This is a genomic window from Pedobacter rhodius (genome assembly GCF_027213645.1).
Classification (GTDB): domain Bacteria; phylum Bacteroidota; class Bacteroidia; order Sphingobacteriales; family Sphingobacteriaceae; genus Pedobacter; species Pedobacter rhodius.
Genome location: NZ_JAPWGL010000003.1, coordinates 559,930 through 583,721, shown reverse-complemented (window position 1 = coordinate 583,721; position 23,792 = coordinate 559,930). Strand labels below are relative to the sequence as shown.

At 37.3% G+C, this 23,792-nt stretch carries 27 protein-coding genes; 19 read left to right on the top strand and 8 right to left on the bottom strand.

Annotated elements, in window-relative coordinates; genetic code table 11:
* Window positions 1–10: 10 nt before the first annotated feature.
* The gene (locus tag O0931_RS12625) at window positions 11–1,261 is read right to left on the bottom strand and encodes an aspartyl protease family protein (protein ID WP_269415940.1); all 1,251 of its coding nucleotides are present in this window, start codon (window positions 1,259–1,261) and stop codon (window positions 11–13) included.
* A 137-nt stretch (window positions 1,262–1,398) separates the two neighbouring features.
* On the opposite strand from O0931_RS12625, the gene O0931_RS12620 reads away from it, so the two are divergent.
* The 4 genes from O0931_RS12620 (at window position 1,399) to O0931_RS12605 (ending at window position 5,078) form a co-directional block, all read left to right on the top strand.
* On the top strand, window positions 1,399–2,640 hold the full coding sequence (locus tag O0931_RS12620) for a D-alanyl-D-alanine carboxypeptidase (protein ID WP_269415939.1): 1,242 nt from the start codon (window positions 1,399–1,401) through the stop codon (window positions 2,638–2,640).
* A 4-nt stretch (window positions 2,641–2,644) separates the two neighbouring features.
* Window positions 2,645–3,439 (top strand): alpha/beta hydrolase, encoded by a 795-nt coding sequence (locus O0931_RS12615; protein ID WP_269415938.1) that lies wholly within the window; start codon window positions 2,645–2,647, stop codon window positions 3,437–3,439.
* 9 nt (window positions 3,440–3,448) lie between these two features.
* Window positions 3,449–4,489 (top strand): aminotransferase class I/II-fold pyridoxal phosphate-dependent enzyme, encoded by a 1,041-nt coding sequence (locus O0931_RS12610; protein WP_269415937.1) that lies wholly within the window; start codon window positions 3,449–3,451, stop codon window positions 4,487–4,489.
* An 88-nt stretch (window positions 4,490–4,577) separates the two neighbouring features.
* On the top strand, window positions 4,578–5,078 hold the full coding sequence (locus tag O0931_RS12605) for a phosphoglycerate mutase family protein (protein ID WP_269415936.1): 501 nt from the start codon (window positions 4,578–4,580) through the stop codon (window positions 5,076–5,078).
* Window positions 5,079–5,534: 456 nt separating this feature from the next.
* Here O0931_RS12605 and O0931_RS12600 read toward each other — a convergent pair whose 3' ends face one another.
* The 4 genes from O0931_RS12600 to porX form a co-directional block, all read right to left on the bottom strand.
* Window positions 5,535–6,218, bottom strand: a complete 684-nt coding sequence (locus tag O0931_RS12600; RefSeq protein ID WP_269415935.1) for a M15 family metallopeptidase — start codon at window positions 6,216–6,218, stop codon at window positions 5,535–5,537.
* A gap of 80 nt (window positions 6,219–6,298) precedes the next feature.
* A complete protein-coding gene (locus O0931_RS12595; RefSeq protein WP_269415934.1) occupies window positions 6,299–7,528 on the bottom strand; it encodes an alanine dehydrogenase in 1,230 nt (409 codons plus the stop codon).
* 84 nt (window positions 7,529–7,612) lie between these two features.
* The gene (gene tsaE, locus O0931_RS12590) at window positions 7,613–8,029 is read right to left on the bottom strand and encodes a tRNA (adenosine(37)-N6)-threonylcarbamoyltransferase complex ATPase subunit type 1 TsaE (protein WP_269415933.1); all 417 of its coding nucleotides are present in this window, start codon (window positions 8,027–8,029) and stop codon (window positions 7,613–7,615) included.
* Between the two features lie 97 nt (window positions 8,030–8,126).
* Complete coding sequence (gene porX / locus O0931_RS12585) at window positions 8,127–9,680, bottom strand: T9SS response regulator signal transducer PorX (RefSeq protein WP_269415932.1); 1,554 nt, start codon at window positions 9,678–9,680, stop codon at window positions 8,127–8,129.
* Between the two features lie 111 nt (window positions 9,681–9,791).
* On the opposite strand from porX, the gene O0931_RS12580 reads away from it, so the two are divergent.
* The 10 genes from O0931_RS12580 (at window position 9,792) to O0931_RS12535 (ending at window position 18,267) form a co-directional block, all read left to right on the top strand.
* Window positions 9,792–11,015, top strand: a complete 1,224-nt coding sequence (locus O0931_RS12580; protein WP_269415931.1) for an HD domain-containing protein — start codon at window positions 9,792–9,794, stop codon at window positions 11,013–11,015.
* A 122-nt stretch (window positions 11,016–11,137) separates the two neighbouring features.
* A complete protein-coding gene (gene lpxD, locus O0931_RS12575; RefSeq protein WP_269415930.1) occupies window positions 11,138–12,214 on the top strand; it encodes a UDP-3-O-(3-hydroxymyristoyl)glucosamine N-acyltransferase in 1,077 nt (358 codons plus the stop codon).
* Window positions 12,204–13,616 (top strand): bifunctional UDP-3-O-[3-hydroxymyristoyl] N-acetylglucosamine deacetylase/3-hydroxyacyl-ACP dehydratase, encoded by a 1,413-nt coding sequence (locus O0931_RS12570; RefSeq protein ID WP_269415929.1) that lies wholly within the window; start codon window positions 12,204–12,206, stop codon window positions 13,614–13,616. The genes lpxD and O0931_RS12570 overlap by 11 nt, the downstream gene beginning before the upstream one ends.
* Window positions 13,616–14,401 carry an acyl-ACP--UDP-N-acetylglucosamine O-acyltransferase gene (gene lpxA / locus O0931_RS12565; protein ID WP_269415928.1) on the top strand — a complete coding sequence of 262 codons (786 nt, stop codon included), beginning with the start codon at window positions 13,616–13,618 and terminating at the stop codon, window positions 14,399–14,401. Before O0931_RS12570 ends, lpxA begins: the two co-directional genes overlap by 1 nt.
* A gap of 151 nt (window positions 14,402–14,552) precedes the next feature.
* Window positions 14,553–15,023 carry a GNAT family N-acetyltransferase gene (locus tag O0931_RS12560; RefSeq protein ID WP_269415927.1) on the top strand — a complete coding sequence of 157 codons (471 nt, stop codon included), beginning with the start codon at window positions 14,553–14,555 and terminating at the stop codon, window positions 15,021–15,023.
* An 80-nt stretch (window positions 15,024–15,103) separates the two neighbouring features.
* Entirely contained in the window at window positions 15,104–15,727 is a 624-nt protein-coding gene (locus tag O0931_RS12555; protein WP_269415926.1) for an ABC transporter ATP-binding protein, read from the top strand.
* A gap of 453 nt (window positions 15,728–16,180) precedes the next feature.
* Window positions 16,181–16,741 carry an elongation factor P gene (gene efp / locus O0931_RS12550; RefSeq protein ID WP_269415925.1) on the top strand — a complete coding sequence of 187 codons (561 nt, stop codon included), beginning with the start codon at window positions 16,181–16,183 and terminating at the stop codon, window positions 16,739–16,741.
* A gap of 118 nt (window positions 16,742–16,859) precedes the next feature.
* On the top strand, window positions 16,860–17,420 hold the full coding sequence (gene efp / locus O0931_RS12545; RefSeq protein WP_269415924.1) for an elongation factor P: 561 nt from the start codon (window positions 16,860–16,862) through the stop codon (window positions 17,418–17,420).
* Between the two features lie 117 nt (window positions 17,421–17,537).
* On the top strand, window positions 17,538–18,098 hold the full coding sequence (locus O0931_RS12540; RefSeq protein ID WP_269415923.1) for a 5-formyltetrahydrofolate cyclo-ligase: 561 nt from the start codon (window positions 17,538–17,540) through the stop codon (window positions 18,096–18,098).
* A 10-nt stretch (window positions 18,099–18,108) separates the two neighbouring features.
* Window positions 18,109–18,267, top strand: coding sequence for a hypothetical protein (locus tag O0931_RS12535; RefSeq protein ID WP_269415922.1), 159 nt, complete (start codon window positions 18,109–18,111; stop codon window positions 18,265–18,267).
* A gap of 109 nt (window positions 18,268–18,376) precedes the next feature.
* Here the strand turns inward: O0931_RS12535 and O0931_RS12530 are convergent, their stop codons facing one another.
* The 3 genes from O0931_RS12530 to O0931_RS12520 form a co-directional block, all read right to left on the bottom strand.
* Window positions 18,377–19,144, bottom strand: coding sequence for an exodeoxyribonuclease III (locus O0931_RS12530; protein WP_269416264.1), 768 nt, complete (start codon window positions 19,142–19,144; stop codon window positions 18,377–18,379).
* Window positions 19,145–19,172: 28 nt separating this feature from the next.
* Window positions 19,173–19,613, bottom strand: coding sequence for an IS200/IS605 family transposase (gene tnpA / locus O0931_RS12525; RefSeq protein WP_269415921.1), 441 nt, complete (start codon window positions 19,611–19,613; stop codon window positions 19,173–19,175).
* 183 nt (window positions 19,614–19,796) lie between these two features.
* Window positions 19,797–20,504, bottom strand: a complete 708-nt coding sequence (locus tag O0931_RS12520) for a peptidylprolyl isomerase (protein WP_269415920.1) — start codon at window positions 20,502–20,504, stop codon at window positions 19,797–19,799.
* A 95-nt stretch (window positions 20,505–20,599) separates the two neighbouring features.
* Between O0931_RS12520 and O0931_RS12515 the strand changes: the two genes are divergently transcribed.
* The 5 genes from O0931_RS12515 (at window position 20,600) to O0931_RS12495 (ending at window position 23,628) form a co-directional block, all read left to right on the top strand.
* Entirely contained in the window at window positions 20,600–21,004 is a 405-nt protein-coding gene (locus O0931_RS12515; RefSeq protein ID WP_269415919.1) for an HYC_CC_PP family protein, read from the top strand.
* A 128-nt stretch (window positions 21,005–21,132) separates the two neighbouring features.
* A complete protein-coding gene (locus tag O0931_RS12510) occupies window positions 21,133–21,669 on the top strand; it encodes a heavy-metal-associated domain-containing protein (RefSeq protein WP_269415918.1) in 537 nt (178 codons plus the stop codon).
* Between the two features lie 3 nt (window positions 21,670–21,672).
* Window positions 21,673–22,485, top strand: coding sequence for a hypothetical protein (locus O0931_RS12505; RefSeq protein WP_269415917.1), 813 nt, complete (start codon window positions 21,673–21,675; stop codon window positions 22,483–22,485).
* A gap of 79 nt (window positions 22,486–22,564) precedes the next feature.
* A complete protein-coding gene (locus O0931_RS12500) occupies window positions 22,565–23,068 on the top strand; it encodes a DUF3347 domain-containing protein (protein WP_269415916.1) in 504 nt (167 codons plus the stop codon).
* Window positions 23,068–23,628, top strand: coding sequence for a helix-turn-helix domain-containing protein (locus O0931_RS12495; RefSeq protein ID WP_269415915.1), 561 nt, complete (start codon window positions 23,068–23,070; stop codon window positions 23,626–23,628). The genes O0931_RS12500 and O0931_RS12495 overlap by 1 nt, the downstream gene beginning before the upstream one ends.
* The last annotated feature ends 164 nt before the right edge of the window (window positions 23,629–23,792 follow it).

Genomic DNA, 23,792 nt, shown 5'->3' with positions numbered 1-23,792 from the left:
TTCTGCTCAATTAAATTCTTTTTTCGAGGTGGATTACTTTAAAAAAAACTTGTTTATCGCGGTAAATTTCAAGAATAATACTTCTGTTTGCGCCTGATTTAAAAAGTTCTGACAACTCATTAAGCGAATACATTTCCATAGACCTGAAATTAACGCCGATAATTTCATCGTCAGGACACAGCCCTGATTTCTCCGCCGGCGAATTTTCATCTACTTCGCCTATAAAAAACCTTTTATATTCTTTCTGATCGAGGTAAACGACCATCCCCACCATATCATGCTCAAATGGCATTTTAAAATTTCCGTTTGGCCGAACATATATGAAGCCTTCACGGTAGTTAAACTGGATGTTGAATTTCCTTAATAAATCGGCACCCAGGTTTCCGTTTCTGGTTTTTAAATCTATTTTCTGCGATATAATTTTATAATCCGGAAAACCGGAAATCACATCCTTAAAATCAAATTCACCAATTGAAAGTTCTTTTACCCTTCCCAGGTAACCTTTAATCTGCCCGCTTAAACTCATGCCTAAATTGGCCTTGATTTTTGAATAGGGCAACGGGAACTTATCGCCATTAAACGTTTCCATAGATAATGCATGACTTGCACCTGTATCCATTAATAATTTAGCTTTAATTTTTCCGACATCCGGCGCATCAACTTCGGCATAAACATATGGCTTCAGGTTTTCGATTAGAATGGGGATTTTACTTCCTTTATATTTAATTTTTGTACCCGGATTACTGAAGATCATCCTGCTTTCAGTGTAACGGACATCAACAACGAAACTGTTAAAAAAGTTAAAACCTACAAGCCCATAAATTTTTACACCCAAATGCCCCGACAGGTTAAAAAGGTCCTCTTTCAAAATAGCGGTAGGCATATGTTGTGCTTCTGCCATTCCAATTCTGGCGCTTATATTTTGAGAAACAAATGCTTCCACTGTTTCTAAACCTAACCCTGAAACTTTAATTTTTCGCATTTTAGCGAAATTCAGTGTATCGATAATTGAGGGTTCTGTAATAATCAGAGGACCAACGCCGGTGTCTAAAACAAAATCATAAGGTCCTTTTTCATTAATATAAACAGGTATAATAATGAGGTTTTTTATTAGTTTGAAATGCAAGGATTGTCTTTTCTGATTTCCCGGGAAAGCAAAATCCTGAGCAGGCAAGGCATTAGAAAAAAGCAAAATGAAACCTGCACAAATCATTAATTTGCGGTATATCGCAAGCCTTATAAATTTATATTTGGTTAACATTTGATTAAATTTAATGTTTTAGTTTGTATTATTTCCTATAACTTTAAAAGATGATTATCTGCTGTTTAAAAAAATTATCCTTTTTTTCAATACTTCTATCAATCTGTTTATTTTCAGGCTGTTCTGCCGATAAGATAATGGCCAAAAAAGTTTCCAAAGAATTCAGAAATTCTGCGGTGATTAAACAATATCAGGTTGGGTTTTCGCTATATAATCCCGAAGATAAAAGGACAATTTTTGAGAAAGATGCCGATAAACAATTTACACCCGCATCGAATACAAAATTGTACACATTTTATGCCGCATTAAAAATGATTCCGGAGCAGCTGCCGGCATTACGGTATATTGAAAGGAACGATTCTTTAATCTTTTGGGGTACCGGCGATCCATCCTTTCTGCAATCAGAATTAAAAGGTAAATCGGCATATAATTTCCTGTCGTTAAGCAATAAAAAACTGTTTTTCGCCCCAGGCAGATATACCGGGAATTTCTTCGGTTCAGGATGGGCCTGGGATGACTACAATGACTATTACCAGGCAGAAATTAATGATTTGCCCTTACTCGATAATACCGTTTGGGTAAAAGGAAATCCAAATGGAACTTTTTCCATAACCCCTAAAAATTTTACGGCTTGTTTTATTAAAGACAGTACCAATAACAAGGGCGATTTCTTTGTAAAGAGAAAGTTTAACACCAATGAATTTGAATACAATGCGGTTCCGGTAAAAGCAGATTATGCCCAGCAAATTCCTTTTAAACTAAGCACAGCTACAACATTGAGTTTACTTGCCGATACACTTCATAAACCGGTCGAATTGATAAACATTAAAATGCCTGCGGATGCAAAAACAGTATATGGCACAAGTCGTGATGCAGTTTTAAAAGCCATGCTTCTGCCAAGTGATAACTTTTTAGCCGAACAACTATTACTGGTTTGTGGCGATAAGTTAAGCGATACCTTAAATACTGAAAAGACAATTCAATATGTATTAAAGCATTATTTAGCTGAACTACCTCAAAAACCCAGGTGGGTTGATGGTTCCGGCCTTTCCAGGATGAATTTATTTTCGCCTAACGACATGATTTATGTGCTGGACCTGATTTATAAAGAAGTAAATAATCCGTCGAAATTATTTAATATGCTACCTGCCGGCGGCAAAACCGGAACTTTAAAAAATGCTTATCCAAAAACAGACACGCCATTTGTATTTGGCAAAACAGGCTCATTAACAGGCGTTTATAATCAAAGCGGTTATATCGTTACGAAAAAAGGGAAAACCTTAATTTATTCGTTTATGAATAACAATTTTGTTAATCCAACTGCAGCAGTAAGAAATGAAATGGTACGAATGGTAACCTACATACACGATAATTTTTAATTTTATGATTAAGCTAATCTTAACTTTTCTATCCTTCGTATTTTTTCTTTCTGCATCCGCTCAAAAACAAATTGTTTTTAATTCCAAAAACTTACCTCAGGCCGATACAACCTGGGTTTTCATGCCAAAAAACCTTAATAAAAAAGATAAGGTACCAACAGTAATTTTGCTTCATGGCTGGAGCGGGAATTACAGGCAATGGAATAACATTATGGACGCTCAAAAATATGCGGATGACTATGGCTATATTTTAATTTGTCCGGATGGTTTATTTAAATCCTGGTATCTGAATAGTCCGGCTAAGGCAGACTGGCAATATGAAAGTTTCTTTTTCGACGAACTTTTGCCAAAAATTAAAAAAGATTATCCTGTTGATACCGCAAATTTATTTATAACCGGTTTAAGCATGGGTGGCCACGGCGCTTTATGGTTATTTCTTAAACATCCGGAAGCATTCAGAAGCGCGGGCAGTACAAGCGGCGGTATAAACCTTCGAGATGCTATTGGTAAATTTGGTGTGCCCGAATTATTAGGAAACCCTGATAAAGACAGCGGTATCTGGCTGAAATATTCTGTTATTGCAAATATTGATAAACTCGCCGGACTTAAAAAAGAAATCATTTTCGATTGTGGTGCAGATGATTTTTTTTACCAGTCTAATAACGCCATGAAAAAGAAATGCGACAGTTTAAAAATTAGTGCAACTTACATTTCGCAACCAGGCAGTCATAATGCAGCGTACTGGAAAAAATCCATTAAAAAGCAGTTTGAATTTTTCAGCAAACAGGTTTCAAAATAAAATTCAGGCATGCATCCGGAATTTAACCTGATATCGCAACCGTTTTCAAACACCATAAATATCGGTGGAATTGAATACTTGTATTTTAGTGGAACAGCTTACCTGGGTATTCCCCAAAACGAAGATTTTATCAAGTTATATATCGAAGGCATTAAGAAATTCGGTTTGAATAATGGTACTAGCAGAACAAATAATATTCAGCTTGGTATTTATGATGAAGCAGAAAAAGCGGCGGCTAAAAGATTTAAATCAGAAGATGCATTAATCACTTCGAGTGGTTATCTGGCTGCTCAACTTACAGTTAAAGCACTATCAGGATTGGGAAAGGTACTTTATGCACCAACAACCCATCCGGCACTTTGGTTAGAAAATCAACCCTTAAACTCAAAATCATTTCCGGAATGGAAGGTGGAAATAACTGAATTGATAAATCATTCAGCTGAGCAGAATTGGGTTTTGGTAAGCAATTCGATGAACAATCTTTTTCCCGAAATTTATGATTTCAGTTTTCTGGAGCAGGTTAATCCTAGTAAAAAAATTAGCCTGATAGTTGATGATTCGCATGGAATTGGCGTTAACAATAATGGTTTAGGAAGTTTTGACAATCTTCCAAAAAAGGAAAATATTAATTGTGTGGTAGTGGCCTCAATGGCAAAAGCTTTAGGTTTAGATGCAGGCTTGGTTTTAGGTTCACGAGAAATTATTCGGAAACTTAAACGTACGAATACTTTTATTGGCGCATCACCACCAGCCGCGGCAGGACTTTACGCTTTTATAAATGGCGCAAAAATTTACAATAAGGCATGGAACATATTGCAGGAAAACATTCAGTTATTAAGCACTAAACTTAAAATTGAACGGAAATTCGAGCAAGGTTTTCCTGTTTTTCAAATTAACAAATCAAGTCTGGCAGATAGGCTTTTGGAAAGTAAAATATTAATTTCTTCATTTCCATATCCTGACGTAAATGGTGAAGCCATAAATAGAATTATTTTAAGCAGCTGGCATACTGAAGAAGATATTTCGAGACTTATAGCCACTATTGGTTAACACCAGGTTCCCCGACTTTCTTTTTCATACTGCAGATTTCTTCAACCCGATAATTTTTTCAATATTTATACACAAAATATTATTCCTGATGAAAAAAAGCCTGATATTCTTCTTTGCTACCTTCTTGTTTTTTCAGATTGCAAAAGCACAAACTACCGAAATATGGGTAGTCCGCCATGCTGAAAAAGAAAAGTCGGATTCCCAGGATAAGAATCCCAATTTATCGGAAGAAGGAAAAATAAGGGCCGGAGATTTAGCAAGATTTTTAAAGAAAGAAAATATTGATGTTGCCTTTAGCACGCCCTATAAAAGAACACATCAAACTTTAGATTCTTTGGTGATTCCGAAAGTTATCAACTATAATAATATCAAAGCTTTGGTTGATAGTGTAAAAACAAGTTATACAGGCAAAAAAATCATTATCGCCGGGCATTCAAACACGGTTTTAGAAATTATTGAAGCTTTCGGCGGAAAGCGGCCAAGAGCCGAATTAACCGACGACGATTATGATTTTATCTTCCATTTAACGGTAAAGGGAGATAAAGCAAAGGTTAAAATGGATCAGTATGGTGTTCCCCATCATTTGTAGATTTAGGTTCAACGCATCGTGATTGACGTTTTACATGGCTAAACCAATGACAAATAAACTTTTCTTTTCAGAGGGGTGTATCAAACAGGTGCCAGGAATAGCTAAAAACATTAAGGCATTAAGAAAATTAAGGGATATCCCTTATATACTATTGTGTAATCCTTGTCTATGCCCCTTGGCTCACCGATCACACGTTAAATATAGGTTCGTTCTGTGGGGACAGAGACTAAAGAGTTAAGTGTTTAGCACACCCAAACAAATGAACCGATCACAAATGAACTACTGAAGATCTTTAAAATTTTTTAAAGGGAATGCCCGTTAAGCAGTCCATGGTCGATGGCTCACCGACCATACGTTTTAAATGTAGGTTTCGTTCTTTGGGTATAAAGACTAAAGAGTTAAGTGTTTAGCATACCCAAACAAATGAACCAATTGCAAATGAACTACTGAACATCTTTAAAGTTTTTCAAAGGGAATGTCCATTAGTGCATAATTTTGCCAGCCTTGAAAATCGTAGTGCCACCATTCATTTTCAAGTACATTCAACTTATATTTTTTCATCAAAGCAATAAAGAAATCGCGGTTCTTTTTTACCTCTGCTGATACATTTGGATAATATGCCGCAGCAGCGGCTGAGAAACTATCGTATGGTGTAGGCATTGGGATTTCTTTGCCTGTTTTTAAATTGATGATGGTCAAATCCACTGCACATCCTCTGTTGTGTTTGGAGCCCTGATTTGGATTTGCAACAAAGTTTTTATCACTTGCCTTTTTATAAAAAGCAACCGTTATGGCATAAGGCCTGTAACCATCAAAAATCTTCAATCCCAATCCTTTTTTATTTAATTCGCCCTGCACTTTTTTCAAAGATTCTACAACGGGTTTACGGGCGAAAGCCCTGGCCTGCCCGTACATAACCTGTTTCATAAAGTTATTTTTTGTTGCGTAGCGAATGTCGAGCTTAATACCGGGAATGGCTTTAGTTATTTCAACCAGCTGGTTATTCGGGTTCTTTTTTACGGAAGCCAGGTATTGACTATAAGAATTTATGATAACGAGTTTCTTAGGCGCTTCAGTTTTAACCTGGGCCAATGCAGAAACAGAAGCAAACAGAAAAAGGATGAGGGGGTTTAGTTTCATATTAGTATCAAGTAATGAGAATCAAGTATCAAGATGTAAAAAATTCCCATTTCCCATCTAACATCCTCCATTTTATATCCTTACTGATTCGAAACAACCAGCAATTCCAGATCCTTAAATGGCAAATTAAACATATCGGCCAAATCTTTATTAGTTACATTTCCCTGGTAAATATATAAAGCTTCACGAATACCAGGATTGTTCCAGACCATATTCATCAGGCCTCCAAACTCACCGATATCGAGTAAAATTGGCGCAAAAATATTTGTTAAAGCATAAGATGCAGTTCTTGGAACCCTCGATGCGATATTCGGAACACAGTAATGAATCACATCATATTTCCTGAATACCGGATTGGTATGGTTGGTAACTTCTGAAGTTTCAAAACATCCCCCCTGGTCAATACTTACATCGATAACGACCGAATGCGGTTTCATACGTGCAACAGTTTCCTCCATAACAACACAAGGGCTTCTCCCATGACTGGCACGGATGGCGCCAATTACAACATCACAGGTTACAATTGCTTTATTTAAAACGATTGGCTGCATTACCGAGGTAAAAACCCTGCTGTTGCCTAAATTATTCTGAAGCCGGCGTAAGCGGTAAATAGAACTATCAAAAACCTTTACTTCGGCACCTAAAGCTAAAGCGGTTCTTGCCGCATATTCACCAACGGTACCAGCGCCTAAAATAACAATTTCTGTAGGCGGAACACCTGTAAAACCACCAAGCATCAAGCCTTTCCCGCCCGTTACATTACTTAAGTATTCCGCAGCGATTAATATGGATGTTGAACCAACGATTTCGCTCATTGCCCTCACAACACTCAGTACATTTCCTTCATCACGCAGGTTTTCAAAACACAATGCATTTATTTTTTTCTGCATCAAAGCTTTAAGGTATTCTTGCTTTAAGGTTCCTGTTTGTAATGATGAGATTAAGGTTTGCCCTTTATGCATCATCGCAATTTCTTCCAGCATTGGCGGCGCAATTTTAACCAGTATATCGCAATCAAAAACTTCCTTTTTATCGTAAGCTATTTTTGCACCTTGCTCTGCATACTCCGAATCGGAAAAATTGGCTGCTATACCTGCTCCGCTTTCTAAAACAACCTGATGGCCATTATTTACAAGTAAAGCAACAGAAAGCGGCGTTAAAGCAATCCTGTTTTCCTGAAAAGAGATTTCCCTGGGGATGCCTATATTTAGATTATTTTTTCTGTTTCTGGTTTCTAGCGTTGCCTCTTGTGTTTGCAATAAACCCTGACGCGCTATATCGGCCATTCCTTCGCGTAATCCTGTAGCCATGATTGGTATAAAAAATGTTTGAATTTTCGGTTGATGAAGGTACACAAAATCTGTTAAAATACTGATAACAAATTACATCGGAATTTAGATTTTAGTAAACTCAAAAGTTCTGCAACGCTCATCCAAAATCGATATTTCAACTTTAACGTAATGCTCGGGTAATAGCTCCTCTACCCTTTCCGGCCACTCAATTAAGCAAATACCTCCGCCGTAAAAATACTCTTCGTAACCTAAATCGTAGGCTTCCTGAATATTTTTTATTCGATAAAAATCAAAATGATAAATGGTATTTTCTGCGCCTTCATATTCATTTACGATAGAATAGGTTGGACTGGAAACCGAATCTTCAACGCCTAAGCTCCTGCAGAAAGTTTTTATAAATGTCGTTTTACCTGCACCCATTTCCCCTTCAAAAAGGAAAATCTTCTCCTTACCTGCAAAGGCTAAAAGTTTACTTGCCACATCGGGCAAATCTGTTAAACCATTAATTTGAATCTTCATTGCTGTTAAAAGATAAAAGGCAAAAGTAACACATATTTGCATTGCTTTTGCCTTTGAAATTATACTTGCTCTTAAGTCGTCATTTCGGAATTAAAGTCTATCTCGGTGAATACGTTACCACCGGAATAATCATCTCTTCCAGTGAAATTCCGCCGTGCTGAAAAGTTTCATTATAATAATTCACAAACTGATTGTAGTTATTCGGATAAACGAAATAACTGTCTTCCCGTGCAAAAATATAACTGCTACTGATGTTAATTTTTGGCAGTAATGCATCATGCGGATTTTTAATTGCAAAAACCTCTTTCGCGTTAAAATTTAGGTTTCTGCCTTGTTTGTAACGAAGATTAGTATTTGTACTTCTATCGCCAATTACCTTAACCGGTTTTTTAACACGAATGGTTCCGTGGTCGGTCGTAATGATAACCTTAACCTGTTTTTGAGAAATCTTTTTCAACAAATCCCAAAGTGGCGAATGTTCAAACCAGGATAAAGTTAAAGAACGATAAGCCGCATCATCATTCGCAAGCTCCCGAATCATTTGCATATCCGTGCGGGCATGACTCAACATATCGACAAAGTTGAAAACAATTGCATTGAAATCATTTTTCAGCAGATTATTGGTTTGTTCAACCAGTTCTTTTCCTTGTTCGAAAGTTAAAATTTTATTGTAGCTGAATTTACAATCTTTGCGCAAGCTACGTTTAATATTATCGGCAAGGAAAGCTTCTTCGTGCATATTTTTCCCGCCTTCATCATCATCATTTTGCCATAGCCCAGGAAAACGTTTTTCCATATCTAAAGGCATTAAACCAGAAAATATTGCGTTCCGGGCATATTGTGTGGCGGTTGGTAAGATACTGCTATACATATCTTCCTCATCAATTCTGAAATATTCAGAAATCAAAGGGTTAATGATCTTCCATTGATCGTAACGCAGGTTGTCAATTAAAATAAAAAAAACAGGCGTATTATCATTGATATGAGGAAAAGCCTTTTTCTTTAACAATTCGTTAGATAACAAGGGCGCTTTGTCTTTATCTTTAATCCAGTCCAGGTAATGCTCTTCAATAAATTTCGAGAATTGTGTATTGGCTTCCTGCTTTTGCATGGTTAAAATTTCATGCATCTGCGGATCGTCTAATTTTTCCAATTCGAGTTCCCAGAAAACAATCTTTTTATACACATCAACCCATTCTTCGTAATTCAGGCGATCGCCTAAGGTCATGCCCAGTCTCCTAAAATCCTGCTGATAAGCCATCGACGTTTTTTCACTCACCAAAAGTTTTTTGTCAATCAGTTTTTTAATGGTCAGCAGCACCTGTTTTGGATTAACCGGCTTAATCAGGTAATCGTCAATCTTACTTCCAATAGCATCTTCCATCAAATTCTCTTCCTCACTTTTCGTAATTAATACGACCGGTACATCAGGATTAAGGTTTTTAATTGCCGAAAGGGTTTCAATCCCGCTCATTCCCGGCATATTTTCATCCAAAAAAACCAAATCGAAATTAGACTTTCCAAATGCTTCGAGGGCGTCGTTACCATTTGTAAATGTAGTTACATTGTAACCTTTATCGTTAAGTAATAATATATGAGGTTTAAGTAAGTCGATTTCATCATCGGCCCACAATATTTTTGTTTCTTGCATGTTTTTGTAAAATAGGATAAGGATTGCCGTTATATTTTGGCATGTAAATCAAACTATAAATAAAAATAGCAATTTTTGTACCGTATCTGTCTATTTAACTATTTTTAACGATTGAATAAGAAAAAAATAATAAATGATCCGGTTTACGGATTCATCAGCATTCCGTCAGAATTAGTTTATGATGTAATTTCGCATCCGTATTTTCAGCGTTTGCGTTACATCAAGCAACTGGGGATGACGCATCTGGTTTACCCCGGCGCTTTGCATACACGTTTTCATCACGCATTAGGTGCCATGCATTTAATGAGCCTGGCAATTGGACTGCTGAGAAGTAAGGGACACATCATTACCGAAGGTGAGGAAGAATCGGCGATACTGGCTATTTTACTGCACGATATTGGTCATGGCCCTTTTTCGCATGCGCTAGAACATTCCCTGGTAACAGGCATAAAGCACGAAGATATTTCAGCAAAGCTGATGCAGGAGCTGAATCAGCATTTTGAAGGAAAACTAACCCATGCGATAGAAATTTTTAATGGCACTTACCACAAAAAATTCCTACATCAGCTAATTTCCGGCCAGCTGGATTTAGATAGAATGGATTATCTGAACCGCGACAGCTTTTTTACGGGTGTTAGCGAAGGTGTGATCAGTTTCGACAGGATTATAAAAATGTTTAATGTTTTCGAAGATGATTTAGTTATTGAAGAGAAAGGCATTTATTCGGTTGAAAAGTTCCTGATTGCCCGTAGATTGATGTATTGGCAGGTTTATTTGCACAAGACCGTAATTTCCGGAGAAATGATTTTAGTTAAGCTGTTGGAAAGAGCAAAAGAATTATCTGCCGCCGGCGAAAAGTTATTTGCGGCGCCTTCACTAAGTTATTTCCTTGAAAATGATATTAATGAAGATAATTTCTTCCGTCAGCATCAAAATTTAGCACATTTTACAAATCTTGACGATCAGGATATTTATGCTGCTGTAAAGGTTTGGGTGGAGTATCCCGACCAGATTTTATCTGCATTATGCCGAATGCTAACATCCAGAAACTTATATAAAGTTGAGATAGGCAATCAAATGGCAGAAAAAGAGCGTATTCAATTTTTGCAAAATGCCGCCGTCGATCTTTTAAAGATTAAGCCCGAAGAAGCAAAATATTTTGTTTTTACAGATTCAATTCAGAACAGGGCTTATAATGCGGGTGTTGGAAATATTAAAATTTTGATGAAAAATAACGATATTGTAGATATTGCTAAAGCTTCAGATTTATCGAATTTAGAATCGCTGCAAAAAACCGTGGAAAAATATATTCTATGCTATCCCCGCGGAATTTAGGTTTATTTAACAAAATATTTAATTTTTAGTGGCGTTTTAAGTCTTATTATTGTGTAGAATATACACAATTTAACCCTAACAGGTTTTTTTGTTCATATCAATTTAACATTTACCTTTGTACGATGCAATTTACTGCCAAGCAGATAAGCGAGTTTTTAAACGGTTCCATTGATGGCAACCCCGATGTAGCTGTAACAGAACTCTCGAAAATAGAAGATGGTAAAGAAGGCTCCCTGTCTTTTCTTTCCAATCCAAAGTACGAGAATTTCTTATACTCTACGCAGGCCTCGGTCGTTATTGTTTCTAAAGATTTTAATCCTACACAGGATTATACAAGTACATTAATCCGGGTTGAAAACCCTTACAGTTCTTTCACGGTTTTGCTCGATAAATATAACGAAGCAATAAATGGCCAGGCGGAACCATCTGGTGTTGATAAATTGGCTTTTGTACATCCGACGGCAAAGATTGGAAAAGGTGTTTTTATAGGTGCTTTCGCTTATGTTGCCGAACAAGTAGAAATTGCTGCCGGAACGAAAATAAATCCTCAGGTATATATTGGTGCCAATGCTAAAATCGGAGAAAATTGCAATTTTTTTCCCGGCGTTAAAATTTACCATAATTCAGTAATTGGAGATAGAGTAACCGTGCATTCGAATACGGTTATTGGTAGCGATGGTTTTGGCTTTGCACCTCAAAAAGATGGTACGTACAATAAAATACCTCAAATTGGCAATGTTATTATCGAAAGCGACGTAGAAATCGGAGCCAATACAACCATCGACAGGGCTACAATGGGTGCTACAATCATTAAGAAAGGCGCCAAAATTGACAATTTAATTCAGGTTGCGCATAATGCCGAAATCGGTGAAAATACCGTTCTTGCTGCACAATCAGGCGTATCTGGCAGTACTAAAATTGGCCCGAACAGTGTTATTGGCGGCCAGGTTGGCATTGCCGGTCATTTAACATTGGCAAAAGGAACTCAAATAGGTGCTCAGGCAGGCATTAATTTTAATATTACCGAAGAAAACAAACAATGGCACGGAAGTCCGGCGCAACCTTTACGCAACTGGATGCGTGCTTCTGTAATATTTAAGCATTTACCTGATGTAGAAAAGCGTATCAATATACTCGAAGAAGCAATTAAAAAAATTACAGCTGAACTGGAAAAGAATACAATACAAAATGAACGTTAGACAAAAGACGATTAAAAAAGAAATATCTGCATCTGGTGTTGGTTTACACACCGGAGCGAATGTTACCCTAACTTTTTGCCCGGCACCAGAAAATCATGGCTTCAAATTTCAGCGTATTGATTTAGAGGGAGAACCGGTTATCGATGCCGATGCAGACAATGTAACGGATACTTCCCGAGGTACCACCATTACACAGAATGGCGCAAGTGTGAGTACGATAGAACACGTTATGGCATCTTTGGTGGGAATGGATTTAGATAACGTTTTAATACAGCTCGACGGGCCGGAAACACCAATTATGGATGGCAGTTCAATCCAGTTTATTGATTTATTGGAAGCTGTTGGAACCATTGAACAAAACGCAGACCGGGAATACTTTACGATTCCTCACAACATTACTTATACCGAAACAGACCGGAAAGTGGAAATCGTGGCTATGCCTTTGGATGATTACCGCTTTACCTGTATGATTGATTATAATTCCCCGGTATTGGGCAGCCAACATGCCGGCATTAATACCATTGCAGAATTTAAAAAAGAAATTGCCTCTTGCCGTACTTTTTGTTTTTTACATGAATTAGAATATCAGTTACAACACAACCTGATTAAAGGCGGAGACTTAAACAATGCCATCGTAATCGTTGATAAAGAGGTAACTAAAGATGAGTTAAGCCATTTGGCCAAACTTTTTAACCGCAAGGATATTGATGTAGCGCCTCAGGGTATCCTAAATAACATGGAGTTACGTTATCAGAATGAGCCTGCCCGTCATAAATTATTGGATATGATTGGCGATTTAGCATTAGTTGGTATGCACTTAAAAGGTCATATCATGGCCGCCCGCCCCGGCCACGCCGCTAATATTGCTTTTGCTAAGAAGATTAAAGCTGCGATTAAAAAAGAGAAAAACAAAAAAATCCAAAAGGTTTATGATCCGAGTGCTAAACCGTTATACGATATTAATCAGGTAATGGATATCCTGCCGCATCGTCAGCCATTTTTATTTGTCGATAAAATTCTGGAACTATCTAAAAACCACGTTGTGGGCGTTAAAAACGTAACTATGAACGAAGAGTTTTTTAAAGGCCACTTTCCGGGCGCACCTGTTTTTCCCGGTGTAATCCAGATTGAGGCAATGGCCCAGGTTGGGGGTATTTTAGTGTTAAGCACGGTTCCTGATCCAAGAAATTACCTGACTTATTTTTTAAAAATAGATAATGTCCGTTTCAGGGCACAGGTTCTTCCTGGCGATACGATTGTTTTTCGCTGCGACTTGCTGGAGCCCATCCGGAGAGGCATTGCACAGATGAAAGGTGTTGGTATGGTTGGCGAAAAAATCGTTGTAGAAGCTGAAATGATGGCTCAAATCTCTAAAATTAAACAAACAGAACCCGTTCAATAATGATACAGCCTTTAGCATACATACATCCCCAGGCGAAAATTGCCGAAAACGTTGTAATTGAGCCTTTTGTAGTCATACATAAAGACGTTATTATTGGTGAGGGAACCTGGATTGGTTCAAACGTAACCATTATGGATGGCGCCCGTATCGGTAAAAATTGCCGCATCTTCCCGGGAGCAGTTATTTCCGGCGAACCTCAGGATTTAAAATTTGCAGGCGAAGTAACCACGGCTGAAATTGGCGACAACACGACAATTCGTGAATGTGTGACCATTAACCGCGGCACTAAAGATAAATGGAAAACTGTGATTGGCAGTAATTGCCTAATTCAGGCTTATTCTCATATCGCTCACGATTGTGAAGTTGGCAACAACTGTATTTTTTCGAACAGCACAACCTTAGCTGGCCACATTACCATAGGTAACAATGTGGTTCTTGCCGGCCTGGTTGCTATTCACCAGTTTGTTAAGGTAGGTTCATACGCTTTCGTAACGGGCGGTTCATTGGTTCGTAAAGATGTTCCTCCTTATGTTAAGGCGGCCCGAGAGCCACTTTCTTATGCCGGCATCAACTCTGTAGGCTTACGCAGAAGGGGCTTTACCAATGAGCAAATTGATGAAATTCAGGAAATTTACCGCGTACTTTTTGTAAAACATAATAACGTAACCAAGGCTTTAGACATGATTGAGGCCGAATTTAAACCGACAGAAATTCGTGATGAAATTGTAGATTTTATCCGCAACTCTAACCGCGGGGTGATGAAAGGTTTCGGAATGGGCAGCTAGGTTTAGGGTTTAGGGTAAAAACCTAAAATTTAAAAATGTTTGAGCACCCATCAAAATAAAGCTGACGTTTATTATTAATCTTTAACTTATCTCAAATTTTACTTAGATGTTCTTAGGTGCCTAAGGTGGTAAAAAAGCAGAATAAACATGCATGAGTGATTTAACGCTAATCAGAACAAATTCGGATAATGCCGATTTCAGACAATTGGTTGTTTTGCTGGATAAAGATCTAGCCATCAGAGATGGTGACGACCATGCCTTCTATTCCCGATATAATAAAATTAATGCGATAAAAGAGGTCGTGGTTGCTTATCAAAATAATACACCTGTTGCCTGTGGAGCTATAAAACTTTTTTCAGAAACCGCAGCTGAAGTTAAACGCATGTTTGTTCATCCAGACTATAGAAAACAAGGGGTTGCAGCTAAAATACTAACTGAATTAGAGTTATGGGCAGCAGAATTGGGTTTTGTAGAATGCGTTTTGGAAACTGGCAAAAAACAACCCGAAGCCATCGCATTATACCAAAAAGTTGGCTATCAGATTACGCCAAACTATGGCCAGTACATTGGTATAGATAATAGTGTTTGCATGGCTAAATCCCTTCCCAAAAATAAAACTTAATACTCACATCTCAATACTTGATACTCATATCTTGATACTCACATCTTGATACTTGATACTCACATCTAGATACTTAATAAATGAAGATAGCTTTAAAAAATGTCGGCAGGAGGTTTAACAAGGAGTGGATTTTCAGAAATCTGAGTACCGAGTTTATTTCCGGCAACAGCTATGCTATTTTAGGCCCGAATGGTTCAGGAAAATCGACTTTATTAAGTGTTTTAACCGGAAGTTTAACGCCATCGGAAGGACAAATTTCTTTTTCTGATGCTAAAGATATTCCTGTTGAAGATATCTATAGGCACATCAGTTTAGCTGCTCCATATTTAGAACTGGTCGAAACTTTTACCTTAAAAGAGCTTATCGATTTCCATTTTAAGTTCAAGAATTTCGCGGCTGGTGTCGACACAAAATCATTAGTTTCTATACTTGGCTTAGAAAAATCGGCGAACAAGGAAATTAAGTATTTTTCATCGGGAATGAAACAAAGAACCAAACTTGCTTTGGCTTGCTGTTCCGATTCACCAATTTTATTTTTAGATGAACCAACAAGTAATTTAGACGTTCAGGGCATAAATTGGTACCACGAATTGATTGAGAAATTCACGAAAGACCGGTTAACTATAATTGGTTCTAATCAAATTCAGGAATATGAGTTCTGCAAAGAACACATTCAAATAGCTGATTTTAAACAAATTAACTAACCGTTTCACTTCTTTCTAATTGTCCGGTTTGTCATAAATTTGTATTATAAAAACATTTTTTAAAATATGTTTGGTAATTGAAAAATAGTTCTTACCTTTGCACCACCAAAAAGAGAAATAAATATCTGATTTATCTCTTCGGGAAATGACAACACATTCCGTTTAACGGAAACAAAATATACAGCTGTAAAAAGCAAAAAATTTTTTCATAGTTTAGTTTGAGGTTTAGGTTGATTATGCCTTTGGAGTGGTTCCCAAAGGCATTTCTTTTATACGAAGGTTTTTTACAGATTAACCTTCACCAAAACAAAAACCAAGTCTTTTTGCGTATGCGTCAATACCAATGAACAAATGACTATTGAACCCATGAACTGTGGTTTTTCCCTTCCAAATCAAAATTCATTTTTTTAACTTTGATGTTCAAAAATCAGCAAAACAAGATTTCATTATAAAATGGCAAAGGCATCAGAAGTAAAAAGTGGAAATGTGCTTCGTTTTAACGGAGAGTTGGTGAGTGTAGAAGAGTATATTCACCGTACGCCGGGCAACTTAAGAGCATTTTATCAGGCTCGCATGCGCAATGTTAAAACCGGTAAAATTGTTGAATATCGTTTTCGTACGGATGAAGAAGTTACGATTTGCCGTGTAGAAACCAACGATTATCAATATTTATACGAGGATGGCGATTACCTGGTGGTTATGGACAACAATACTTTTGAACAATACAATATCCTTAAATTGCTCTTCGGCAACTCCATTAAATTTTTAAAAGAAGGCATGAATGTTACCATCGCATTCGAAAGTGAGGAACCGATTATTGCGCAATTGCCCAACAGTGTAGAGCTTGAAATTACGTATACAGAACCTGCCGTGAAAGGCGATACATCGACCAGTGCCCAAAAATATGCAACGGTAGAAACCGGGGCTGAAATCAGAGTGCCATTGTTTATTAACCAGGGCGATAAAGTTAAGGTTGACACGAAAACCGGCGACTACATGGAGCGTGTTAAGTAGGCTATAACATCTTCCAGCATAAACCTTAAACCCTAAACCTTTATAGGTTTTTACTAAAATAATTTTACCTTTGCCGTCACAAAAAACTGAAATATAAATCCCGATAGGATAACATCATATGGCAAAAGCATCAGAAATTAAAACAGGTAACATCCTGCGTGTAAACAACGAATTGGTTACTGTTGATGAGTGGAATCACCGTACACCGGGTAAAGGCGGCGCTTTTTACACAGGTAAATTTCGTAACATTAAATCGGGCAGAATTGTTGAGGCTCGTATGAATACCGACGAGGCAGTCGAAATTTGCCGGGTTGAAACTAATGATTATCAATATCTATATGAAGATGGCGATTATTTAGTGGTAATGGACAACAATAGTTATGAGCAATATAACGTTGAAAAAACATTATTTGGTTCGGCTATAAAATTCTTAAAAGAAGGCATGAACGTTATCGTATCTATGGAAAGTGATGAGGCCATTATGGGCCAGTTACCTAACTTTGCAGAGTTTGAAATCACATACTCAGAGCCAGCTGTTAAAGGCGATACGTCTACAAATGCATTGAAAGCAGCAACACTTGAAAACGGTGTTGAAGTTAAAGTGCCGATGTTCGTAAACCAGGGCGATAAAATTAAAGTTGATACACGCACCGGAGAATATGTTGAACGTGTGAAGTAATTTATAAAATTTCAAAATGAGCCCTTGGATTTTTTCAAGGGCTTTTTTGTTTTAAACCTGTAAGGTTTCCAAAAACTTTATAGATTCCTTCACATTATATTTACCTAAATTGGCACTATGTTAAAGGCCGAAATCAGAAAACAAGCTTTAAAAGAAAGGTTAGCGATAAGTGAGGCAGAATATGAATCGCTAAACAACGATTTGCTGAATAAATTTACCGATCTTGATTTTAGTGCTGTAAAAACATTGCATATTTTTCTGCCTATTAAAGAAAAGAAAGAACCGAATACATTTCTGTTAATCGGGTGGCTTGCAGAAAATCATCCTGAAATTAAAATTATAGTTCCGAAAGCTGATTTTGAAACCACTTTAATGACCAATCATGAGTATTTGGGCGTAGACGATCTAAGTAAAAACCTCTACAATATTTTAGAACCGCAAAAAGGTGTTATACATGATGGCGAAGTTGACATGGTATTGGTTCCGCTTTTGGCTTTTGACAAACGTGGCTATCGCGTAGGTTATGGCAAAGGCTTTTACGACCGCTTCCTCGAAAATATAAATGCTCAAAAAATAGGCTTATCTTTGCGGCCTGCAACTGATAAAATTGATGATGTGAATGAACACGACATCCGTTTGAATTTTTGCCTTACACCAACAGAAACCATCAAATTTTAAGCTTTTAGTCATGCCACAGGAAATCGTTATCAAAACCGAAAAACAATACGAAGAGAACATGATTGCCGTATTTGAACTGCAGGAAAAAGAGGAGCTTACTGCCGATGACTTAAAGCAAATTGAGTTGATGCTTAAAGCCGGGGAAAAATACGAAGCCGAGCATTTGTAATTAGATGCTTTTACGCTTAGTTACAGTGTAAAGTAACAAGTATAAAGTATCGAGTATCAAGACAAAGTTAAAAACCATTATCCATTTTACATCTTACATTATCCATACATTAATCCATCTCCAGCAACACCGGGCAATGGTCTGAGTGAATGGCATCAGGTAAAATTCTAACATTTTTCAATCTACTTTCCATTGATTTTGTAGCCAGGTGGTAATCGATGCGCCAACCTAAATTCTTACCCCTCGAACCTGCACGATAGCTCCACCAGGTATAGTGATGCGGGTCCTTGTTAAAATAACGGAATGTATCTATAAAGCCATTATCCAAAAATAACTGCATCCATTCGCGCTCTTCAGGCAAAAACCCTGAAGAATTCGCATTCGATTTTGGGTTATGAATATCAATCGAAGTATGACAAATATTATAGTCTCCGCTCACAATTAAGTTAGGGATTTCTTTGCGCAATTCGCTAATGTACTTATCGAAGAATCGCATGAATTCATATTTTTTTACCTGTCGTTCATCACCGCTCGAACCTGAAGGCATATACAAACTCATCAACGAAAAATCATCAAAATCAGCTCTTAAAATTCTGCCCTCTTTATCAATCCATTCTTCGCCGCAACCATACTCAACATGATTTGGTTGTATTCTGGTTAAAATAGCCACGCCGCTGTAGCCCTTTTTCTCGGCCGGAAACCAGTAATGATGGTAACCTAATTGCGCTACCAAGGCAATAATTTCAGGGATTTGCGAGGGCATGGCTTTTACTTCCTGCAGACAAACCATATCGGCGTTGGTCGCCTGTAGCCATCCGAAAAAATTTTTAGTGCTTGCCGCACGAATTCCGTTAACATTGTAGGAGATGATTTTCATAGTGCTTTCCCACATTGAAATTAGTGGGTTAATTTTCATTTTTCAAAAGTCCATACAATTTTAAGAAATCTTCATATTCGTTTTGAAAACATTTCTTTCGATGATGCTCTTTTTGGTTTTTTATATATCTATAGACTCGTTCTAAAACAGATTCGCTTACAGAATATGCCGCATATCCTGTTTGCCAAGAGAACTTTTCGTTAATCAAACTTTCATTGTTCATAAAATATGATGAACTTCCCTTCACTTGCTTGATAACTTCAACAATTGATTTTTGAGGGTTTAACAAAAACAGGCAATGGATATGGTCCGGCATTCCGTTTATGGCCCTAACAACACAACCTAATTCTACAAATTGATGGTAAATAAAATCATAAAGCTTTCTTTCTATCTGAGATTGGATAAAATGATTTCTGTCTTTTGTTGCCCAAATCGCATGAATCCAGATTTTATTATACGAATGAGGCATGAATTATTGATTAACTTTATTATATTATAAATTTACATTTTTTCTAGCACAATCGCCTCCAATTCTATTTCCAACGATTGAAATCGTGGGCTATATTACAAAATGCCTACCTTAAAATACGGTTTATTTTACGCCCAATTATATAACCCACGATTTCAATCGTGGGACAAAACTAACATCACTTCAAGCCCTGAAACCCTGCGCCAACTGCTTTTCCAACTTCTTTGCTTCCCTCCTTTTCAAAACGGTAATATCCATCCTAACATCCTGTTTCGGGCGATTATTCTTATCGGTTAACACCGCAGCGATTTTATCCACCATATCTAAACCCATAACGATTTCGCCGTAAACCGTGTAATTCCTGTCCAAATGAGGCGTTCCGCCGATGGTTTTATAAATTTGTCTTTGCCATTCCGGAATTTTAAACTTCAGTCTTTTTTCTTCAACACTATTCAGCTGCTCATCGGTAAAAACTTTCCCCTGTACCAGGTAAAACTGGCTTCCGCTTGATGCCTTTTGAGGATTAACCACATCACCTTCTCTTGCCGCAGCCAATACCCCTTTTTTATGAAAAAGGCTATCTCTGAATTCTGCAGGAATTGTGTATTTCGGGCCACCCTCTCCCAATAACGAATCTGGCTTAGCATTTCTCGAATCCGGATCTCCGCCCTGAATCATAAAATCTTTTATCACCCGGTGAAATAAAGTGCCATTATAATAACCTTCTTTCGTCAGTTTTAAAAAGTTATCGCGATGTAACGGTGTTTCGTTGTACAGTTTCACGATACATTCGCCAAATGCTGTTTTAATCCGGATATATTGATTTTTAGGCTTAGCTGCAAAAGCCGAAAGCATTGAAAAAGTACAGATAAACAATAATAATTTCTTCATTTGAATGGTGTTTGAGGCTAAATTAAGCTAAAAAATGAAATTCAATAAATAATAATATAATGTTATTCGATATTTTTTGCCTTACCTTTGTATTAATGAAGTTAAAACAAAAAATAGCACTTTCTTTGGCCGTATTTTATGCGGTTAGTGTTATGGGTTTGGCTTTAAGTTTGCATTTCTGTGGTGGTAAACTGGAGAATGTAAAGTTGTTCAGTAATGAAGTTTCCTGCAAATTCTGCGCAGCTGTTCCTGCTGAAAAAATAAAAGATGACGGCTGTTGTAAAAATACCCAGGTAACGGTTAAGGTTAAGGATAGTCACCAAACTGCGGCCAAAATTGAAATGCCAAAGCTGTTTTCTATTCAGCTTTTTCTACATCCGCCTGTTTTAGAATTTCTTTCAAACATTAGCCCCGCTTTCTTCAGTAAAATTACCAATAAAGCGCCCCCGCTTTCCGCTCGGGTTGCCTTGCATGTTTTCAATTGCATTTTTAGGAATTAGGATTATTCTAAATTTCCGGCATTTCGAAAGAAATGCAATGGAATGAGAAATCGCTGATATACAGATTTCTCCACCATGAAAAACTCAGTCAAGATGACGGGTAATCGAAAATTTTAATTCAAAAAATCATGAAAACAATAAAATTATTCAGCATTATTATGCTATTCTTCGCCGCTCAGGTTTCGGCACAACAAATATCAACTGCAAATTTACAGGTAACGGGTTTAACCTGTTCTATGTGTTCAAATGCGACACAAAAATCGTTAGAAACCCTGGGTTTCATCAAATCGGTAAAACCCGATTTAAATAAAAATATCTTCGTATTAACCTTTAAAAAAGACGCTGGCATCAATATCGATTTAATTCGAAAAAAAGTTCAGGACGCCGGCTTTTCTGTTGGCGGTTTAACTGCTGATTTTAATTTTAATCAGGTTAAGGTTGATGATAAAGGTCAGGCAATTGTTGACGGTAATGTTTATCGTTTCGTAAACGCGAAAAACAAAACATTAAATGGAACAGTAAAAGCATCCGTAGTGGATAAAAACTTTATCTCAGGCGCCGCATTTAAAAAGCAGGCAACTACCGTAAATTCTGATGCTTATGCAAACGGAACCGCCGTTGTAAATGGAAAGAAAACCCGTGTTTATCACTTAGTGCTTTCTTAAAACATGAACAGGATTTTTATCGTGGTGCTGGTTTATATCGGCGCCTGTATCAATGCATCCGGCCAGGAATTGTATGTTTTTACGGAACCCGCCAGCAATATGCCCACTAAATCAATCGGTGTACGTTTAACAAATGAGGGCATGTTCAATAACCCTGATTTCGTAAGCAGAACGATCCCCGAAGTAATGTTTGCTTTTAATAAAAACCTGATGATGCATGCCCAGGCCTTCTTATCCGATATGGATGGAAGATATCGTTTTGAGGGTGGTAGTTTATATGCAAAGTATCGCTTTGTGTCGATTGATGAGGCTCAAAGCCATTTCCGGATTGCCGCTTTTGGTAGAGTCAGTACAAGCAAAAGGCCAACTTATACCAGAGATATTAATTTGGAGGGTGATAATAGTGGTGTTCAGGGTGGCTTTGTTTTCACACAGCTTTTGCATAAACTGGCCTTATCTGCAACATTAGGCTATTCGCATGCCTTTAAAGATGCGGAGAAACAAATAACTGGAATGCCCGGTCCGAACAATATGCTATCTTATAGTTTATCATCAGGATATTTGGTTTTGCCCTTCGTTTATAAGAATTACAAAGAGCCTAATTTCAATTTATATTTTGAAATGTTGGGCAAAACAGACCCGGGTTCGGGCGAATCTTATTTAGATTTGGCGCCTGCGGTTCAGGTAATTTTGAATAGCAGAACACGAATTGATTTGGGCTACCGCTTTCAGGCAACCGGAAATATTGCAAATAGATACACTAAAAACATGTACCTGCTGAGGGTAGAATTTAACTTTTTTAATGCTTTAAAATAAAATGAAAGCTGCATAAGCGTCGAAAGCCAACATGTTATTGATTACACAGGCTTTATCACAATTAAAAAAATAAAAAACGATGAAAAAAATCATGATAATGGTGGCTTTAATTGCCATTGCAACCACAAAATTAACTTTCGCACAAAGTAAAACTGGTGCCGCCTTTAATCAATTATTAATGGCTTACTTTGACGTAAAAAATGCTTTGGCAACCGATAAAAAAGATATAGCAACAGAAAAAGCGAAAGCGTTATCGGTAAAAGTTGATGCCATTCCGCATCAGGATTTACCTGCTGCACAACATATGTTATGGATGGAGCAAGCAAAAATCATCAAGTTGAAAGCAACAGAACTAGCTGCCGGAAAAGACATCAAGTCGCAAAGGAAATCATTCGAGGGACTTTCTTCTGCAATGATTAAAACAGTTAGAAACATTAAATTCAATAATGCTACGGTTTATGTTCAGCACTGTCCGATGGCGAGAGCAAGCTGGTTAAATGAAAAAGAAAACGTTGAAAACCCATATTATGGAAGTATGATGTTTGATTGCGGCGATGTTACTGAAACCATAAAATCAAAATAATGAAACTCCATATCAAAAATATGGTATGCAACCGATGCAAAATGGTGGTTAAAGCCGAGCTCGAAAGGCTTGGCTTTAACCCTGTTTCTGTAGTGTTGGGTGAAGTTCTGCTGACGGAAAACATTTCTGCTGCTGAGAAACTTAAAATCGCTGAAAAGCTAAATTATTTTGGTTTTGAGTTGTTGGAGGATAAAAAAACTCAAGTTGCTGAACAGGTAAAAACGGCGATTATCAATCTGGTTCATTACACAAAAGAACCGCTTAAAATCAACTTATCATTTTATTTAAGCGAGCAGATCAACCTGGAGTATGCTCAGCTAAGCACTGTTTTTACGGAAATTGAACATCAAACCATCGAGAAGTATTTTATTGCTCAAAAAGTTGAAAAGACAAAAGAAATGCTTACCTACGGCGAGCTCACGCTAAGCGAAATCGCATACCAGCTTAATTACAGTAGCGTTGCTCATCTTTCAGCTCAATTTAAAAAAGTTACCGGCTTAACGCCATCGGCATATAAAGTCCAAACAACAGATAAACGCAAAACATTGGACGAGATTTGATTAGGAAGAGGTAAAATGGAAGATGGAACAGCAGAGCCACTAGCGCAATGGAAATAAATTAAATGTTTTCCAGCTAAACAATTAAAAAAACGTGGCTTAGCAAAATCTTATTTTCTTAACATGTATCAAGACATAAATCTGAGTACTGACGTACTTTTGTTAAA

What these genes read in the sequence shown, in the direction of transcription:
- O0931_RS12625 (WP_269415940.1), bottom strand. Translation starts at nt 1,261, where the DNA reads ATGTTAACCAAATATAAATTTATAAGGCTTGCGATATACCGCAAATTA.
- O0931_RS12620 (WP_269415939.1), top strand. Translation starts at nt 1,399, where the DNA reads ATGGCCAAAAAAGTTTCCAAAGAATTCAGAAATTCTGCGGTGATTAAA.
- O0931_RS12615 (WP_269415938.1), top strand. Translation starts at nt 2,645, where the DNA reads ATGATTAAGCTAATCTTAACTTTTCTATCCTTCGTATTTTTTCTTTCT.
- O0931_RS12610 (WP_269415937.1), top strand. Translation starts at nt 3,449, where the DNA reads ATGCATCCGGAATTTAACCTGATATCGCAACCGTTTTCAAACACCATA.
- O0931_RS12605 (WP_269415936.1), top strand. Translation starts at nt 4,578, where the DNA reads ATGAAAAAAAGCCTGATATTCTTCTTTGCTACCTTCTTGTTTTTTCAG.
- O0931_RS12600 (WP_269415935.1), bottom strand. Translation starts at nt 6,218, where the DNA reads ATGAAACTAAACCCCCTCATCCTTTTTCTGTTTGCTTCTGTTTCTGCA.
- O0931_RS12595 (WP_269415934.1), bottom strand. Translation starts at nt 7,528, where the DNA reads ATGGCTACAGGATTACGCGAAGGAATGGCCGATATAGCGCGTCAGGGT.
- tsaE (WP_269415933.1), bottom strand. Translation starts at nt 8,029, where the DNA reads ATGAAGATTCAAATTAATGGTTTAACAGATTTGCCCGATGTGGCAAGT.
- porX (WP_269415932.1), bottom strand. Translation starts at nt 9,680, where the DNA reads ATGCAAGAAACAAAAATATTGTGGGCCGATGATGAAATCGACTTACTT.
- lpxD (WP_269415930.1), top strand. Translation starts at nt 11,138, where the DNA reads ATGCAATTTACTGCCAAGCAGATAAGCGAGTTTTTAAACGGTTCCATT.
- O0931_RS12570 (WP_269415929.1), top strand. Translation starts at nt 12,204, where the DNA reads ATGAACGTTAGACAAAAGACGATTAAAAAAGAAATATCTGCATCTGGT.
- lpxA (WP_269415928.1), top strand. Translation starts at nt 13,616, where the DNA reads ATGATACAGCCTTTAGCATACATACATCCCCAGGCGAAAATTGCCGAA.
- O0931_RS12560 (WP_269415927.1), top strand. Translation starts at nt 14,553, where the DNA reads ATGAGTGATTTAACGCTAATCAGAACAAATTCGGATAATGCCGATTTC.
- O0931_RS12555 (WP_269415926.1), top strand. Translation starts at nt 15,104, where the DNA reads ATGAAGATAGCTTTAAAAAATGTCGGCAGGAGGTTTAACAAGGAGTGG.
- efp (WP_269415925.1), top strand. Translation starts at nt 16,181, where the DNA reads ATGGCAAAGGCATCAGAAGTAAAAAGTGGAAATGTGCTTCGTTTTAAC.
- efp (WP_269415924.1), top strand. Translation starts at nt 16,860, where the DNA reads ATGGCAAAAGCATCAGAAATTAAAACAGGTAACATCCTGCGTGTAAAC.
- O0931_RS12540 (WP_269415923.1), top strand. Translation starts at nt 17,538, where the DNA reads ATGTTAAAGGCCGAAATCAGAAAACAAGCTTTAAAAGAAAGGTTAGCG.
- O0931_RS12535 (WP_269415922.1), top strand. Translation starts at nt 18,109, where the DNA reads ATGCCACAGGAAATCGTTATCAAAACCGAAAAACAATACGAAGAGAAC.
- O0931_RS12530 (WP_269416264.1), bottom strand. Translation starts at nt 19,144, where the DNA reads ATGAAAATCATCTCCTACAATGTTAACGGAATTCGTGCGGCAAGCACT.
- tnpA (WP_269415921.1), bottom strand. Translation starts at nt 19,613, where the DNA reads ATGCCTCATTCGTATAATAAAATCTGGATTCATGCGATTTGGGCAACA.
- O0931_RS12520 (WP_269415920.1), bottom strand. Translation starts at nt 20,504, where the DNA reads ATGAAGAAATTATTATTGTTTATCTGTACTTTTTCAATGCTTTCGGCT.
- O0931_RS12515 (WP_269415919.1), top strand. Translation starts at nt 20,600, where the DNA reads ATGAAGTTAAAACAAAAAATAGCACTTTCTTTGGCCGTATTTTATGCG.
- O0931_RS12510 (WP_269415918.1), top strand. Translation starts at nt 21,133, where the DNA reads ATGAAAACAATAAAATTATTCAGCATTATTATGCTATTCTTCGCCGCT.
- O0931_RS12505 (WP_269415917.1), top strand. Translation starts at nt 21,673, where the DNA reads ATGAACAGGATTTTTATCGTGGTGCTGGTTTATATCGGCGCCTGTATC.
- O0931_RS12500 (WP_269415916.1), top strand. Translation starts at nt 22,565, where the DNA reads ATGAAAAAAATCATGATAATGGTGGCTTTAATTGCCATTGCAACCACA.
- O0931_RS12495 (WP_269415915.1), top strand. Translation starts at nt 23,068, where the DNA reads ATGAAACTCCATATCAAAAATATGGTATGCAACCGATGCAAAATGGTG.